Here is a 1,516-nt window from a genome sequence, read left to right as displayed (position 1 = left end):
TTGACGCCGGCAGGATCACCGCCGGAGGATCCTCCCGCTTGTTTGCGGGCGTGGTCTCGGCCGGGTTCGATGCCGCCGTCAATGAGCGGGCCAATCGCTGGCGCTGGCCGCGCGGCAAGATCCGCTACCAGCTCCCCATGCTTCGGGAACTGGCGTCGTTCTGGGCCATCGATTACACGGTGACGGCCGACGGCGAGCAGTGGCAGCAGGGCGCCATGCTGATTTCCGTCGCCAACGGCCAGTCGATCGGCGGCGGGATGAGGATCGTCCCGGGAGCCGCCCTTGATGACGGCTACCTGGACCTCTTCATTGTCAACCGGCTGTCCCGGACCCGGCTGCTGGCCGTGTTCCCGAAGGTCTTTGCCGGCAAGCACGTGGGCCACCCCGCTGTGCGGCTTCGCCGGGTCCGCACCGTGGAACTGTCCGCCGGCAATATCGTGGCCTACGCCGACGGCGAGCGGATCGGGGCGCTCCCGATGACCATTGAAGTCGTTCCGCGGGCCGTCTGCGTTCTGGCGTAGTGGCGTGGCCTGGCGTCTTCGCCCAGTTGCCGGGACCAGCTGCCGGGACCCGCCGTCTGGCCTAGCTGCCTGGCGTAGCGGCCGGCACGGCCCTGCGCGGGGACAGCCTGTTCAGTGCCAGGGCACCCACGAGCAGCCCGAAGTCACGCAGAGCGACATCGTAGAAGCCGCCGAGGATGATCAGGTTGATGATGATGCCCAGCAGCCAGGCGGCCACGAGCGCCGATCCGAAGCGCGGACGCAGCGCCACCGCCACTCCGGCGACGATTTCCACCACGCCAACGACGTACATGATCGTCTGGGCCGGCAGCGGGACCACCTGGGTCACCACGGGCGCCAGATACATCGTCCAGTCGGTCAAGAGGTTTGTGAACTTGTCCAGGCCGAACAGGATCGGCGCAACGGTAAAGACGGTCCGCAGCAGCAGGAAGGCCTGACGGTCCGCCGTGAGCTGCTGTGCGGGAGTGGCGGGGGCTGGGGAAACTTTCATGGCATCGCTCCTTCTAAAAGTGGATATCTCGATTTTAGAGGGCCCCACGGGGATTAAGCAATGATTCTTGTTTTTAGAGATATTCTTGTGTCATGACCAAGCTTCCGTGGAACCACAGGCTGGCGGCGGTCGCGTCGCTGGGAGACGAGAGCCGCAGGAGGCTGTTTGATTTCGTCGCCTCAGCGGCAGATGCCGTTGGCCGGGACGATGCCGCGCAGGCTGTGGGCCTGGCGCGGAGCACTGCCTCGTTCCATCTGGACCGGCTCGTGAAAGACGGGCTGCTGGCCGTGGAGTTCCGCAAGCTCGGAGGGCGGGAGGGGCCGGGGTCCGGCCGGCCCGCCAAGCTGTACCGGGCCGCCGTGGATGAGGTCGCGGCCTCGGTGCCCGACCGCCACTATGATCTCGCCGCCGAGCTGCTGGTGTCCGCGATCGAGGACGCAACCAGCGGCGGCGGTTCGCCGCGGGAGGCCCTTCTTCGGGCTGCCCGCGCCAGGGGGCAGTCAGC

2 protein-coding genes and 1 pseudogene are annotated in these 1,516 nt (G+C 67.2%); 2 read left to right on the top strand and 1 reads right to left on the bottom strand.

Annotated elements, in window-relative coordinates; translation table 11 throughout:
- Positions 1–521, top strand: a pseudogene (locus AC1D1S_RS21115) (diacylglycerol kinase); the annotation flags it as partial.
- 61 nt (positions 522–582) lie between these two features.
- Here AC1D1S_RS21115 and AC1D1S_RS21110 read toward each other — a convergent pair.
- Positions 583–1,011 carry a hypothetical protein gene (locus AC1D1S_RS21110; protein ID WP_476946400.1) on the bottom strand — a complete coding sequence of 143 codons (429 nt, stop codon included), beginning with the start codon at positions 1,009–1,011 and terminating at the stop codon, positions 583–585.
- Between the two features lie 92 nt (positions 1,012–1,103).
- On the opposite strand from AC1D1S_RS21110, the gene AC1D1S_RS21105 reads away from it, so the two are divergent.
- A partial coding sequence (locus tag AC1D1S_RS21105; protein ID WP_476995441.1) for a helix-turn-helix domain-containing protein occupies positions 1,104–1,516 on the top strand: 413 nt, incomplete at its 3' end.

This window comes from Arthrobacter sp. P1_A5, assembly GCF_056406825.1.
Note: the sequence above shows the minus strand (reverse complement) of the source record. Positions and strands in the feature narration are given on the sequence as shown.

Coding starts and splice junctions, on each gene's coding strand:
- AC1D1S_RS21110 (WP_476946400.1), bottom strand. CDS start 1,011: ATGAAAGTTTCCCCAGCCCCCGCCACTCCCGCACAGCAGCTCACGGCG.